This is a genomic window from Pantoea cypripedii (assembly GCF_011395035.1).
Classification (GTDB): Bacteria; Pseudomonadota; Gammaproteobacteria; order Enterobacterales; family Enterobacteriaceae; genus Pantoea; species Pantoea cypripedii_A.
Map to the genome: position 1 here is coordinate 2,141,975 of NZ_CP024768.1, position 12,381 is coordinate 2,154,355.

Genomic DNA, 12,381 nt, shown 5'->3' on the forward strand with positions numbered 1-12,381 from the left:
CCACGGGTTTATGGCAGAAAAAACATCGGTTTTAATGCTGCGCTGACCGGGCTGTTATCGGCGTTGGACGGCATCAGATCTTTCATTGATGCCCACCAGCGCTGGCAAACCTCGGTTTGAGCCACCGCCTGCCAGCGCGCTTCCGATTCAATTTCCACGCTGGCAAACAGCAAATGGCGTTCCTCGTCCAGCCAGATAGCGTAGTTATGCGCTCCATGTGCTTTGAGTGTCTCAGCCAGTTCCGGCCAGATGGGCGAATGGCGGCGCAGATACTCCTCATGGCAATCCGCATGCACCTGCATCACAAAGGCTCTACGCAACATTGGCTCGTTCCACCTGTAACGCCGCCTGCCAGGGGGTGACGCCAAAGCGCTCACCCAACGCGATAAGTTGCTCAGTGGTGATACTCTGACGAATGCCTCCCATCGACAGCGCTTTAACCACCACTTCCGAGGATTTTTCCGCTGTATCAATCAGGCCAAAGGTCTCATCCAGCGTCGGCCCTGCGCCAAAGATGCCGTGGAAAGGCCACATCACCAGGCTATGTGTCGCCATTTCATCTGCCGTTGCCTGACCAATGCCATCGGTGCCTGGCACCATCCACGGCAGGATACCCACGCCATCCGGGAACACCACCAGGCATTCGGTGCTGCCTTCCCATAACAGACGAGTGAAACGTGCGGAATCCAGTTCCACCACGTAACTCAGCGCCATAAAGTTGGTGGCGTGACAATGCATAATCACGCGGTCAGCACCGTGACTCACCTGCTTGCGCACACTGTGCGACTGGAAATGGGCAGCAAGTTCTGAGGTCGGTAAGCCGCCATTGCTCAATCCCCAGTGAATTTTGTACGACAGCCCGCGGTCATCGACCTGAAGCAGCACCAGACTATCGGCCGGATCAAGTCGCACATTACGGAAAAACTTGCCGGATCCGGTCACCAGGAACCAGTCATTTGCCAGTGCCGGCGCAGGCTTGCTGAGTTCAATACAACGTGGTTCGGCGTAGAAATCCGCAGTATACGGCAGCACCTCTTCCGGCAGCAGACGCAGGCTAACGTTACCGCCGTTGCGTTCATCCCAACCCTTCAGCCACATATCGCTGGTCGCTTTAACCATTCCCTGTACAAAAGCGGAAGTGAGAATACTTTGCATGGTGTGTCCCTTAACGTTGAGCCAGAATTTGTTGTTCGTAATGGCGGACATCGCTCAGCCAGCTGGCATCTGCCGGTACGTCATGGCGCAGGCACCATGCTTCCCAGACCGCCTGCCACGGTAGCGATTTCTGTTCTTCCAGCAGCGCGAGGCGGGCGGTGTAATCCCCTGCACTTTCCAGCTTACGCAACTGATCCGTGGGTTCCAGCAGCGCACGCAACAGCGCTTTTTTAGCATTGCGCGTACCAATCACCCAGGCCGCAATGCGGTTGATGGAGGCATCAAAAAAGTCGAGGCCAATGTGGACTTTATCGAACAGTTTCTGGCGGGCGATTTCATTGGCGATGGCCTGAGTTTCGTCATCCAGCAGCACCACATGGTCGCTGTCCCAGCGCACCGGGCGGCTGACATGCAGGAGCAGGCGCGGCACATACAGCATGGCGGTAGAGATCTTGTCAGAGATCACTTCCGTCGGGTGGAAGTGGCCGGCATCCAGCGTCAGCGCGATCTGACGGCTACTGGCATATCCGAGACAGAACTCGTTAGAGCCAACGGTATAACTCTCGGCACCGATGCCAAACAGTTTGCTTTCAACCGCATCGATATGATGGTGTGGATTGAGTTTTTCGCTGATGATCTCATCCAGCGCCGCCAGCAGTCGCTGACGCGGTGCCAGCCGATCCACCGTCAGATCTTTCATGCCATCCGGCACCCAGATGTTCATCACCGACGCCGTACCCAGCTGTTCGCCGAACGAAGCCGAAATACGGCGACTGGCCTTGCAGTGGTCAATCCAGAATTGGCGGATGCCCTTATCTGCATGCGCCAGAGTAAAACCGTCAGCACTCAGCGGATGTGAGAAACAGGTCGGGTTGAAATCCAGCCCCAGTTTGTTGCTCTTTGCCCACTCGACCCAGTTACTGAAATGTGCCGGTTCAATGGCATCGCGTTCCACTGGCTTGTCGCTTTCCAGATAGATAGCGTGCAGGTTGAGGCGTTTCGCTCCCGGAATCAGCGACATCGCTTTATCGAGATCCGCGCGCAACTCCTCAGCATTACGCGCCCTGCCCGGGTAGTTACCGGTGGCCTGAATACCGCCGGTCAGGGCACCTTGCGGGTTCTCGAATCCACGCACGTCATCGCCCTGCCAGCAGTGCATCGACACCGGGATACCATCCAGTTGCGTCATTACCTGTTCCACATCCACGCCGATTGCGGTGTAGCGTTGTTTAGCCAGGTCAAAGGCCTGTTCAATCAGCTTTGTCATAAGCAAGTTCCTTAGCGGGTTGGCTCAGCGCGGCAAAACGTGCCTGGCTGGCACGAAAAGCGCTGTTGTTAAGTGGTTCGAATTTTTCTAACGGGAAGTTGTGGCTGATACAGCGACGCAGATCGGCCACATCACGCAGCTCACCGAGAGCGATCAACTGGCAGCCGACATTGCCCAGCGTCGAGGCTTCTACCGGTCCGGCAAACACCGGCAGCTGACAGGCATCGGCGCAAAGCTGGTTGAGCAACGGGTTCTGGCAACCCCCGCCAACCACATGCAGTTGACGCAAAGGTGCCGCACGTAACTGCCCGAGTTCGCTGGTCACCTGGCGATACAGCATCGCCAGGCTGTCAAAAATGGTGCGCGCCAGCGCCGCAGGCGACTGAGGGACCGGCATATGGTGTTCCGCGCAGGCGTTCTGAATTTCCTGCACCATACTGGCGGGATTAATAAAGCGACTGGCGTTGGGATTGATCAGGGCGCGACAGGCGGGTTCATCCGCCGCCTGCTGAATTAATTCGCAAAGATCGCTGATTTGCAGTTCACTGCATACCCGCTGCAACAGCCACAGGCCCATGATATTTTTCAATACCCGATAACCTTCTGCGCCACCTTCATTGGTGATATTGGCCTCCAGCGCGGCGCGGCTGACACAGGGTTGCAGGCTCTCAATACCCATCAATGACCAGGTTCCAGAGCTAAGATAGGCGGCATCCTCCTGCATTAAAGGCGTTGCCAGCACGGCACTGGCGGTGTCGTGAGTCGCTACCGCAATCACCGGAATGCGGTGGCCGCGGGGACTGGACCAAAAACCGACGGTGTTACCCGGTGCGGAGGGTTTGCCAAACCAGGACGCGTCCACCCCCGCCCAGGCCAGTAAATCCGGGTCCCATTCGCCACTGGTGATGTTCAGCAATTGGGTGGTAGTGGAGTTGGTGTATTCCCAGTTCATGTTGCCGGTCAATCGATAATGCAGGTAGTCCGGAATCATCAACGCATGTGCGACCTGCGCCTGCCAGTCTGGCTGTTGCAGATGCAGGGCGCGCAGCTGATAAAGGGTGTTAAACGGCAGAAACTGAATGCCGGTGCGCTGATAAATAGCCTGTTTGCCGAGGTCGCTGATCGCCTGCGCCATCTGGCCGTCGGTACGGGCGTCGCGATAGCTCACTGCCTCGCCAACGCGTTGTCCGTCAGCATCCAGCAGCACCAGATCAACACCCCAGGTATCGATGCCGATGCTGTCCGGCACGATGCCTTCCTCATCCAGCTGTTGCAGCCCGCAACGTATCTCTAGCTCCAGACGATCCAGATCCCAGCAGTCATAACCGGCGCGAGACACGCGCTGATTAGCAAAACGACGCACTTCACGCAGGGTGATGCGCTGAGACGCGGGAGTCCATTGTGCGAGCATTACGCGCCCGCTGGATGCGCCTAAATCAATGGCAACAATGTTACGCATACTCATGGCGAGTTCTTCCTGTGATGAGATGCGTACAGAGTAAAAATCCTGCCGTCTGGTCACCTTCCCCTTACTGCCAGCACGCCAATCCCGCTGGCACCGTTACAAAGATGTTCGTGAGACAGCTCACAGAACCCGCTAAGCGCCATGTTGTGAGCTTCGCCGCATTTTCCCGAACAACACGCGAGATCTTGAAAAATTGGCTATTTTCCTGCGTCGACTGGTTGAAAATTCAAGGTAAGGTACTCAGCGCCTGAGTAGACTCGGTTACGGTTTTGTTAATAATGAGAGGCGAACCATGACCGTTTTACACAGCGCAGATTTTTTCCCCGCCGGGGATTACGCCATCGCCATTGAGCCGCGCGTGCCTCAGCAGGCGTTTCCGGAACATCACCATGATTTTCACGAAATTGTGCTGGTGGAACAGGGTTCAGGCATTCATGTGTTTAATGGTCAGCCGCAGGCGCTGTGTGCGGGTTGTGTGTGCTTCGTTCGCGACCATGATCGCCACCTTTATGAGCAAACCGATAATCTGTGTCTGACCAACGTGTTGTACCGCAGCCCGGCGGCCTTCCGTTTTCTCTCCGGTCTGCAAGCTCTGCTGCCGCGCGAGGAGGATGGCAATTACGCTTCGCACTGGCGAATTAACCACAAGGTGATGGGCCAGGCCTTGCAGATTGTGACGCAGATGAATCAACCCGGCATCTGGTCACTGGAGAAACAGGCACGTCAGGAACAGTTGTTCCTGCAACTGCTGGTGTTGTTACGCGAGGCGGGTCACAACGATGACGCGCAGGATCAGGAAGCCCGGTTGCATCGGTTGCTTGACTGGCTGAATGAGCACTACAGTGAAGAAATTGGCTGGGAGGCACTGGCTGACCAATTTTCACTGTCGCTGCGCACCCTGCATCGCCAGATGAAGCAGCAAACCGGGAATACGCCGCAGCGTTACCTCAACCGGTTGCGCTTGTTACAGGCGCGCCATCTGTTGCGGCACAGCGATTTGCGTATTACGGATATCGCCTTTCAGTGTGGATTTGGTGACAGCAACCATTTTTCCACCCTGTTCCGGCGGGAATTTGGCTGCGCGCCCAGAGCGGAGCGCCAGCAGATGTTGTAATCAGGAGTTACCCTCATGTCGCTAATATTGTCGCGCGAAGATTATTTCCCGGCACCTGCTCTGCCGATTGCGGTAGCGGAACGCCTGCCGCAGCCCTCCTTCCCGCCTCATCGTCATGAGTTCAGTGAAATTGTTATTGTCTGGCGTGGCAACGGGCTACACGTGCTCAACGACCGGCCGTGGCTGATTACCTGTGGTGATGTGTTTTATATCCGCGACAACGACTGTCACAGTTATGACAGCGTCAATGATCTGGTGCTGGACAATATTCTCTACTGTCGAGACCGCTTTCATCTCGGACTGGACTGGAGCCAGTTGCTGCCGCCGGACGATGCGGAATCCCCTGGCTGCTGGCGCTTAACCACGCGCGGTATGGCCCTGGCGCGTGGTGTGATCGTCCAGCTGGAGCGGGAAAGCCGCAAAAGCGATCCTCTCTCCATTCAGCTTTCTGAAGCGCTTTTTTTACAGCTGGCGCTGATTCTGCGTCGTCATGGTTATGCGGCGGATCGCCCATGGGTATTGCCGGAAGGGGAACAACTGGACCTGCTGATGTCCGCCTTGCAGGGAGCGATTGACCGCCCTTTCGACCTCGCCACATTTTGTCAGCAAAATCAGCTGAGTGAACGGGCGCTAAAGCAGTTGTTTCGCCAACAGACCGGCATGACCATTGGTCATTACCTGCGTCAGTTGCAGCTATGCCAGGCGAAGTATTTTCTGCGCACCCAGGATTGGTTAATCAGTGAAGTGGCCGCGCGTTGCGGCTTTGATGATAGCAATTATTTTTCGGTGGTCTTCACGCGCGAAACCGGCCTGACACCGAGCGCATGGCGGCAGCGTTTTTTGCCCCATAGCCCCGCGATGACTGGGCAGGTCAGCATGAATGCTGACCCTACAATGTAGGGTGGCCATTTATGGCCACCGCAGTTTAATCAGGACGCCATGCCCAGCCCGACAATATTCGCTGCAATGATGATCACCACACAACCCAGCGACAGCACGCGTACCGGGCGTTGTCCGACCGCTTTCCACTCCTTCATGACCAGCCCGACCAGGCCGCCACACAGCACATACAGACTCATATGCAGCATCCAGCTGACGAAGTCATACTGCGCGGGGATTTTGGCGTGACCCCAGGCATAGAAGAAGAATTGCAGATACCACATGGTGCCGCCCAGCACGGCGAAGGCGATGTTAGCAATCAGCATCGGCTTAGCAATGGAGAAATCGGCCCGTACAGAGAGATCCGACTTCACCGCCAGACGGATAAAGCAATAGGCCAGGTTGACCAGCGCCCCGCCCCCCATGATCACCACATAGCTTGGCAATGCCACATACAGCGGGTTAATACCCAGGCTGGCCGCCGCCTCGTGCATCGGCTTTGCGGCATCCATTGCAAAAGACATCCCGGCCGAGAAGATGCCGCAAATCACCGCCAGCACCAACCCTTTCTTCAGATTGAACTCTTCCGCATTGATGCCGAGGGCGCGTTCTTTTAACAAACCCGCGCGTGAGACGATGGCGACACCAATCAACGCCACAAATACGCCCAGCAGCGTTAATCGCCCTCCTTCCGAGCTGAACAACTCAACAAAACGGCCCTGCAGCAGCGGCGTCATCAGCGTCCCCACCACCAGGGTAATACCAATGGCGATCCCGATGCCCATCGACATACCGAGATAACGCATCGTCAATCCGTAGTTAATGTTGCCGATACCCCACATGGCACCAAACAGAAACACCGGCAGTAACTGCGAAAAACTGAATCTACCGTAGTAGGCCCAGAAATTCGGCAACAGCACCGCACTGACCACCCAGGGCAAAATCAGCCATGACATCACGCCACCGACCGACCACATGGTTTCCCATGACCACTTTTTCACCTGTTTAAACGGAGCATAAAAGCATGCGGCACTGGCGGCACCCACCAGATGCCAGAAAATACCTGCAATGATGGCACTGTTCATTGTTATTCCTTCGTAAGGTTGAGGCCAACAGGAAACCGGCGGTCTCCCGATTACCTGGCAGTCTACGGCGCGCAGCTTTTGCTCAGCCTTTGGATGGTTGCCGGAGAGTGGGCGGTGTTGGCAATATCCGGTGGGTATTCAACATTCGGATCACAATTTCGCATTTGCAGGCAGTTACACAGGGAAAATCGATAACTTGTTTATTATTATCGATATTTTATGAAAATGTTGTGTCGATCAGCACAGTTTTAACCTGGCTGCCAGCCTCCGTCTTAACATGGCAATCACACAAAGCACGGATCATGCCTTCCCCCGACCGCAATTAATCCGTATAACGTTGAGGAAAATCATCAGGACGAAGGATTGGGATGAATACCAAATGGTTGACGCTGTTGCTCTCAAGGCCGGTAAGCCGCGCGATGCTGGATGATATCCGTGCGATTGTGCCGCCTGAGTCGCTCAACATCTTCATCAATGGACTGGAAGAGGCACGCTATGCCCGTCTCGAATGCGTGCAAAGCGAGGATAACTGCGCCCTGCTGGCGTCGGCTATCGTGGTCTGGCGACAACTTGGACATATCCATAGTATTCAGTATCAAAAAGGTGAACATCTGCGTGAAGTCGACGATGCCACGCAGTTTCAACTGTTCAGTATGATGAAAACGCATCGCGCCCTGGTTCAGCTGGGCTGAACCCGCATTCACTTTAGGATAATCATGAAAATCGGACTGCTTTTTCCTATCGCCATTATTGTTGCCGGTGTCAGCTTTCTGGCCTGGTTTATTGCCAGCGGCGCGATGATGCCCGGTACCTGACGTTTTCAGACTCTGCCGAACCCCATAGTAACCCGCTGAATACGCAGCATTTCGCCAGTTATGCTGCGTTTATCATGTTGTTCTTCCCGTCTTTGCCATCCACCCGCTCGCCCTGGCAGTGATAAAAAGGTGCTACACCTTGATCTGTTTCACTCTGCATTTCACACAAATTTAACGAAACCGATCGCGGAGACCCTACAGATGACAACGCACCATCAACATTTCATTAATGGCGAGTTTGTTGCAAACCACAACGATAAATGGATTGAAGTGATTAACCCGGCGACCGAAGTGCTGCTGTCACGCGTACCGGAAGGGACAAAGCAAGATGCCAGCCAGGCCATTGCCGCGGCAGAAGCGGCACAACCCGGCTGGGAAGCGTTACCCGCCATTGAGCGCGGCAACTGGCTGCGTAAAATCGCCGCCGGTATTCGCCAGCATGAGCCGGAACTCACCGCCACCATCGTTGCCGAAGGCGGGAAAACCCAGGGGCTGGCGCAAACCGAAGTGCTGTTTACCGCCGATTATCTTGAATATATGGCGGAATGGGCGCGGCGTTATGAAGGCGAAATCGTCAACAGTGACCGCCCCAATGAAAACATTTTTGTCTTTAAGAAGGCGATTGGCGTCACCACCGGTATTCTGCCGTGGAATTTCCCCTTCTTTTTGATTGCGCGTAAAGCGGCACCGGCGCTGGTCACCGGCAATACCATCGTTATCAAACCGAGCGAACTCACCCCCAACAACGCGGCGATCTTCGCCCGCATTCTGCATGACATCAGCCTGCCAAAAGGGGTGATTAACGTTGTTTACGGCTATGGCCCGGAAGTCGGCCAGGAGCTGGCGGCGAACCCGAAAGTCGGGCTGGTGAGCCTGACGGGCAGCGTCAATGCCGGTATCGCCACCATGGAAGCTGCAGCGAAGAACGTCACCAAAGTGTCACTGGAGCTGGGCGGCAAAGCCCCTGCCATCGTGATGGATGATGCCGATCTCGATCTGGCCGTGAAGGCTATCGTCAGCTCTCGCGTGATCAATACCGGGCAGGTGTGTAACTGTGCCGAACGCGTTTACGTGCAGGAAGGCATCTATGATCGCTTCATCAACGCGCTGACCGAGGCCTTTAAGCAGGTGAAATTTGGTAATCCTGCGGAACGGACCGACATCGACATGGGGCCGCTGATCACCGCAGCGGCACTGGGGCGCGTCGAACAAAAAGTGGCGAAGGCCGTTGAGCAAGGCGGCAAAGTGCTGCTGGGCGGGAAACGCGCCGGAGATAAAGGTTTCTATTTTGAACCGACCATCATCACCGGTGTGCGTCAGGAGATGGAGATCATGCGTGAAGAGATCTTTGGACCGGTGCTGCCCGTCATGACGTTTAAAACGCTGGATGAAGCCATCACGCTGGCAAATGACTGCGAATATGGGCTAACGTCGTCGATTTACACACAAAACCTGAATACCGCAATGATTGCGCTGCGTAAGCTGAAGTTTGGTGAAACCTACATCAATCGCGAGAATTTTGAAGCAATGCAGGGTTTCCATGCGGGCTGGCGTAAATCAGGCGTGGGTGGTGCCGACGGGCGTCACGGGCTGGAAGAATATCTGCAAACCCATGTGGCGTATTTGCAGTTTTCGTAAAAAAATCTTGCGCGATAAATCGCGCCGCTACGGAACAGTGCGTTTATTGACCTGGTCGGCATCAATGCCGACCCTACGCTTGTAGGGTGCGAATTTATTCGCACCAGGATACGGTTATTGCAAGTTGATTAACTCAGGCGCTGTTTGCTGCGCACCAGCGCGATACCACTCAGCAAGGCCACCACCATCAGATAATAGCTCGGTGCCAGGCTGGTGCCGGTCGCACTAATTAGCAGGGTACAAATCAGCGGCGCAAAACCACCAAACACCGTCACCGCGATGTTATAGCTGATGGCCATCCCACTGGCACGGGTGCCAATGGGGAACAGATCGGCCATCACCGACGGCACCGTCGAGAAATACACCGACTTCAGCAGCGCCATCCAGCCCACCAGCAATATCAGCGTTGTCGGGGTGGTGTGGTTGACCACCATCTTAAAGGCCGGATAGATGGTCAGCAGCAGCAGAATCAGCGATCCCCACATCAGCGGCACGCGCCCTACCTTCTCAGCCCACAGCCCCATCAGCGGCGTAACGACCGTCAAAATTACCCCAGCCAGCAGTGTCGCAGTGAAGGCTGCTGAACCTGGCAGATGCAGCGTTTTGGTGGCATAGGTCGGCACATAGTTGAGCATGTAGTTGACCGCCGTGGAGATCACCATCAACCCGATTGCCAGCAACATCAGCTCTTTCTGGCGGCCAAACAGGCGCTTCAGCGGCGCGGCTTCCGGCTGTTGTGCGGCGAAGCTGGCCGGTTCATGCACATGGCGACGGATATAAATGCCCAGCGGGCCGATCAGCAAGCCAAACGCGAACGGAATACGCCAGCCCCACTCCTGAATCTGGCTTTCGCTGAGGATCTGCGTCAGACCAAGACCAAACGCCGACGCCAACAGCGTGCTCGCCCCCTGGGTAGCGAACTGCCAGCTGGCGATAAAGGCTTTACGCTCCGGGAAATGTTCAACCAGAAACGCCGTCGAGCTACCAAACTCGCCCCCGGCGGAGAAGCCCTGAATCAGACGCGCCAGCAGAATCAGCACTGGTGCATTCAGGCCAATCGAAGCATAGCCCGGCATAAAGGTGATAATCGCCCCGCCCAGCATCATCAGGTTGATCGACAGCAGCAGTGCCTTTTTGCGCCCATGACGATCGGCGTAGTTGCCCAGCACAATCGCCCCCAGCGGACGAATCAGGAACGAAACGCCGAAGCTGCCGAAGGTCAGCAGCAGCGACACCGAGGGATCGCTGGTCGGGAAGAAAGCATGGGCAATGTAACTGGCGAAGAAACCGTAAACCGCAATGTCGAACCACTCCAGCGCATTGCCGATACAGGTGGCGAACAGGGTTTTGTGCAGGCTGGGTTTGACTGCGCTGGTCGGTACGCTTTGGCTGAAGCTGCTCATTTGGCACCTCCGGCATGGGCACGGTGGCGCGCGATCAGTTCCGCGCCCTGCTCACCCAAATCCCATAACAGGCGCGTCATGATTTGCAGACCCTCGCGCGCAATGGATTTCAGCATATGCTCGTTAACGCCATGCTGACCGCAGGCCGGATAGGAGTGCGGTACCCACAACGTCGGCAGGCCGAGGATATCGGAAAACACTTCGTTGGGCAGCGACCCACCCAGATTCGGCAGCAGCGCCGGTTTTTTCCCGCTGGTTTCCGCCATACTTGCCAGAACCCAGTTCACCAGGGGATCGGTGGGATCGAGGCGGGTAGCCGGTGATCCACGCATAAACTCCACTCGCACCTGATCAAAGCCATGTTGTTGCAGATGCGCTTCGATGTGCTGCACCAGGTTCTGCCAGTCAGTCCCGACGACAAAACGCAGCTGACATACCGCACTGGCTTCACCGGGAATGGCGTTCATTGGCCGTGCCGGATTGCCAGTGAGAAACGCCAGCACTTCCAGCGTGTTCCAGCCATACAGGCGTTCGGTTGGCGTCAGCCCGGGTTCACCCCAGTTGACCTCAATCTGCGGATCGCCAGGCATGCCTCCCACCTCGATATCGCTCAGGATGGCACGCACTTCATCCGTCAGTGAAGTCGGTTTCAGTGCCGCCACCTGCAATACGCCATGAGCATTCACCAGCGAGGCAATCGCATTGGCCAGCTGGGTACCGGGGTTGGTCAGCAAACCGCCCCAGTTGCCGGAATGGTAAGCATTGTCACGGGCGTTGATGGTAAGACGAAAATTGACGCAGCCGCGTGAACCAAGGAACAGCGTCGGGCGGATCGCATTGAGACGCGGGCCATCGGATGCAATAAACAGGTCAGCTTTGAGCAGTTCACCGTGTTCCTGACACAGTTGCGCCAGCCCCGGCGAGCTGATCTCTTCGCCCATTTCAAACAGCATCTTACAGTTAAAGCCGAGGCGTCCGCCGCGCGCGTTAAATACCTGTTCCAGCGCCGCCAGGTTGACACAGTGCTGGCCTTTATTGTCGGCACTGCCGCGACCGTACCAGCGATCGCCCTCTTCGGTCAGCTGCCATGGCGATAATCCATCGCGCCAGTTTTCATCATCGCCAAACACCACATCGCCGTGACCGTAGCTTAACAGCGTTGGCAGTGCCGGATCTTCTATGCGTACTGCGACCAGAAAGGGCCGCTGAGCAGTGACCGGGTTGTCGATAAAGTGCAGCGTAAAGCCGAGTGCCGTCAGTTGTGGCCCGATTTCCTGATGCAGATAATGATGCAGCTCGCTATCACGATCCGCGCGCTGGCTTTCGGTTACCAGCGCCACGCGACGCGCCAATAATTGCTGGAATTCCCCGCTGTCAAAATAGTCGCTGGCCTGATTAACGACCTGTTGTACTGTCATGTTTGCCCTGTCTTTTGTTGGTTTTATCATCATCCTTATCTTTGCGGAAAGGCTGATTTGCCACAATTATCAATTTATCGAGTAAGATTTGCTTTTAAAGCAAAGGTAAGCTGCCCGATTACGAGGCATGCACCATCAGGAG

At 55.8% G+C, this 12,381-nt stretch carries 12 protein-coding genes; 5 read left to right on the forward strand and 7 right to left on the reverse strand.

Annotation, left to right across the window (positions count from 1 at the left end; all coding sequences use genetic code 11):
* Positions 1–8: 8 nt before the first annotated feature.
* Genes rhaM through rhaB form a run of 4 tightly spaced genes read right to left on the reverse strand, consistent with a single transcriptional unit; the run spans position 9 to position 3,887 of the window.
* Complete coding sequence (gene rhaM / locus CUN67_RS09985) at positions 9–323, reverse strand: L-rhamnose mutarotase (protein ID WP_208715119.1); 315 nt, start codon at positions 321–323, stop codon at positions 9–11.
* The gene (rhaD, locus tag CUN67_RS09990; protein WP_208715120.1) at positions 313–1,155 is read right to left on the reverse strand and encodes a rhamnulose-1-phosphate aldolase; all 843 of its coding nucleotides are present in this window, start codon (positions 1,153–1,155) and stop codon (positions 313–315) included. The genes rhaM and rhaD overlap by 11 nt, the downstream gene beginning before the upstream one ends.
* 10 nt (positions 1,156–1,165) lie before the next feature.
* Positions 1,166–2,422, reverse strand: coding sequence for an L-rhamnose isomerase (locus CUN67_RS09995; protein WP_208715121.1), 1,257 nt, complete (start codon positions 2,420–2,422; stop codon positions 1,166–1,168).
* Positions 2,406–3,887 carry a rhamnulokinase gene (gene rhaB / locus CUN67_RS10000; RefSeq protein ID WP_208715122.1) on the reverse strand — a complete coding sequence of 494 codons (1,482 nt, stop codon included), beginning with the start codon at positions 3,885–3,887 and terminating at the stop codon, positions 2,406–2,408. The genes CUN67_RS09995 and rhaB overlap by 17 nt, the downstream gene beginning before the upstream one ends.
* A gap of 292 nt (positions 3,888–4,179) precedes the next feature.
* Here rhaB and rhaS point away from each other — a divergent pair, with 292 nt between their 5' ends.
* On the forward strand, positions 4,180–5,001 hold the full coding sequence (rhaS, locus tag CUN67_RS10005) for an HTH-type transcriptional activator RhaS (RefSeq protein WP_208715123.1): 822 nt from the start codon (positions 4,180–4,182) through the stop codon (positions 4,999–5,001).
* A gap of 15 nt (positions 5,002–5,016) precedes the next feature.
* Entirely contained in the window at positions 5,017–5,901 is an 885-nt protein-coding gene (rhaR, locus tag CUN67_RS10010) for an HTH-type transcriptional activator RhaR (protein ID WP_208715124.1), read from the forward strand.
* A gap of 29 nt (positions 5,902–5,930) precedes the next feature.
* On the opposite strand, the gene rhaT is transcribed toward rhaR, so the two are convergent.
* Positions 5,931–6,965, reverse strand: a complete 1,035-nt coding sequence (gene rhaT / locus CUN67_RS10015; protein ID WP_208715125.1) for an L-rhamnose/proton symporter RhaT — start codon at positions 6,963–6,965, stop codon at positions 5,931–5,933.
* A gap of 368 nt (positions 6,966–7,333) precedes the next feature.
* Here rhaT and CUN67_RS10020 point away from each other — a divergent pair, with 368 nt between their 5' ends.
* The 3 genes from CUN67_RS10020 to aldA all read left to right on the forward strand — a co-directional run bounded on the left by CUN67_RS10020 (position 7,334) and on the right by aldA (position 9,418).
* A complete protein-coding gene (locus CUN67_RS10020; protein WP_208715126.1) occupies positions 7,334–7,657 on the forward strand; it encodes a hypothetical protein in 324 nt (107 codons plus the stop codon).
* 24 nt (positions 7,658–7,681) lie between these two features.
* A complete protein-coding gene (locus CUN67_RS10025; protein ID WP_208715127.1) occupies positions 7,682–7,780 on the forward strand; it encodes a YoaK family small membrane protein in 99 nt (32 codons plus the stop codon).
* Positions 7,781–7,981: 201 nt separating this feature from the next.
* Positions 7,982–9,418: an aldehyde dehydrogenase gene (aldA, locus tag CUN67_RS10030; protein ID WP_208715128.1), complete on the forward strand. Its 1,437-nt coding sequence runs from the start codon at positions 7,982–7,984 to the stop codon at positions 9,416–9,418.
* A 128-nt stretch (positions 9,419–9,546) separates the two neighbouring features.
* On the opposite strand, the gene CUN67_RS10035 is transcribed toward aldA, so the two are convergent.
* The gene (locus CUN67_RS10035) at positions 9,547–10,821 is read right to left on the reverse strand and encodes an MFS transporter (protein WP_208715129.1); all 1,275 of its coding nucleotides are present in this window, start codon (positions 10,819–10,821) and stop codon (positions 9,547–9,549) included.
* The gene (locus CUN67_RS10040; RefSeq protein WP_208715130.1) at positions 10,818–12,239 is read right to left on the reverse strand and encodes a M20 family metallopeptidase; all 1,422 of its coding nucleotides are present in this window, start codon (positions 12,237–12,239) and stop codon (positions 10,818–10,820) included. The genes CUN67_RS10035 and CUN67_RS10040 overlap by 4 nt, the downstream gene beginning before the upstream one ends.
* Positions 12,240–12,381 lie beyond the last annotated feature (142 nt).

Excerpts from the sequence above, each read along its gene's own strand:
- CUN67_RS10040 (WP_208715130.1), bottom strand. The coding sequence starts at position 12,239 with ATGACAGTACAACAGGTCGTTAATCAGGCCAGCGACTATTTTGACAGC.
- rhaD (WP_208715120.1), bottom strand. The coding sequence starts at position 1,155 with ATGCAAAGTATTCTCACTTCCGCTTTTGTACAGGGAATGGTTAAAGCG.
- rhaM (WP_208715119.1), bottom strand. The coding sequence starts at position 323 with ATGTTGCGTAGAGCCTTTGTGATGCAGGTGCATGCGGATTGCCATGAG.
- aldA (WP_208715128.1), top strand. The coding sequence starts at position 7,982 with ATGACAACGCACCATCAACATTTCATTAATGGCGAGTTTGTTGCAAAC.
- rhaS (WP_208715123.1), top strand. The coding sequence starts at position 4,180 with ATGACCGTTTTACACAGCGCAGATTTTTTCCCCGCCGGGGATTACGCC.
- CUN67_RS10025 (WP_208715127.1), top strand. The coding sequence starts at position 7,682 with ATGAAAATCGGACTGCTTTTTCCTATCGCCATTATTGTTGCCGGTGTC.
- CUN67_RS09995 (WP_208715121.1), bottom strand. The coding sequence starts at position 2,422 with ATGACAAAGCTGATTGAACAGGCCTTTGACCTGGCTAAACAACGCTAC.
- CUN67_RS10020 (WP_208715126.1), top strand. The coding sequence starts at position 7,334 with ATGAATACCAAATGGTTGACGCTGTTGCTCTCAAGGCCGGTAAGCCGC.
- rhaT (WP_208715125.1), bottom strand. The coding sequence starts at position 6,965 with ATGAACAGTGCCATCATTGCAGGTATTTTCTGGCATCTGGTGGGTGCC.
- CUN67_RS10035 (WP_208715129.1), bottom strand. The coding sequence starts at position 10,821 with ATGAGCAGCTTCAGCCAAAGCGTACCGACCAGCGCAGTCAAACCCAGC.
- rhaB (WP_208715122.1), bottom strand. The coding sequence starts at position 3,887 with ATGAGTATGCGTAACATTGTTGCCATTGATTTAGGCGCATCCAGCGGG.
- rhaR (WP_208715124.1), top strand. The coding sequence starts at position 5,017 with ATGTCGCTAATATTGTCGCGCGAAGATTATTTCCCGGCACCTGCTCTG.